The 1,015-nt window shown below is 40.9% G+C and carries 1 protein-coding gene; it reads right to left on the bottom strand.

The annotated features are described in order from the left end of the window. Positions 1-1,015, bottom strand: a 1,015-nt coding sequence (locus P7J58_RS11255) for a DUF1542 domain-containing protein (protein WP_408556370.1), incomplete at both ends; no start/stop codon positions are given.

Below are 1,015 nucleotides of genomic sequence, written 5' to 3'. Positions count from 1 at the left end.
CCCATTCCAAGAACTGCTAATCCAAGTGAAGTTGCTGAAGTTGCTTTTTCACCTGTATTTGGCAATTGCTTAGCTTTCTTAGTTGACTTGTTGGCATTTGAAGTAGAAGTAACTGATTTCACTTTCACTCCTGCTGCAGGATTATTTGCATCTACTGCTTCAACTTCTGCCGAATTCAAGTCTGAAACATTTCCAGCCATATCTTTAGAGTAAGCTGTCACAACTGTTCCTGGCTTGATAGCAGAACCTGGAATAATAACTTGACCAGTAACAGGATCTACAATCACAACTTTAGCAGTTGTTGTCCATTTACCATCTGCACCCTTAGTAACAACAACAAGTTGTGCCTTACCATTGTTATCTACGTAGGTAACAACAAATTCAACAGCCTCTTTAGTTGGAGCAACTACAATATTACCTTTAGCATCGTCTGTAATCGCAGGAGCAGTTGTATCTGCCTGTTTCACAATCTCTGCTGGCAATATCAAGTCAATAGAACCATCTGGGTACTTGATTGACACAGAAGCATCTTTAGAAACGATGATTTCAGTTCCTTCTGGGAATGTATTGTTCTCTTCAAGGAGAGCCTTGATGCGAGCAATTTCTTCTTCAGTCAAGTTGTTTGGATCAAGTACTGGTGTTACTGTTACAACTGGTTTGATAAGAGCTGAAAGTGGAAGTTTGATTTCACCCAATGCATGATGAGTTCCAGCACCATTGATAGCAATAATTGCTTCTTCAACAGCTTTATCGATTTCAGCCTTAGCTGCTGCTTTCTCTTCTGGTGTCAAGTTTGGATTTGCATCGATGGCTGCTTTCGCTTTATCTGCTTCTTCCATAAGCTTGTTCTTAGCACCTTGCTTAGCTGCATCAAGAACATTTTCTGCAATAGCAGCGTTGCCCTTATCTTTAGCAGCTTGAACTTCAACTGAAGATGTTGAACCGTCAATTGCTTTATTTGCCGCTGCTGCTGATGCATCTACTGCATCTTTAGCGGCTTGTTTCTCTGCATCTG

Origin of the sequence: Streptococcus suis (assembly GCF_046032535.1) — a bacterium.
GTDB lineage: Bacteria > Bacillota > Bacilli > Lactobacillales > Streptococcaceae > Streptococcus > Streptococcus suis_AK.
This window is presented reverse-complemented; position numbering and strand designations above follow the sequence as displayed.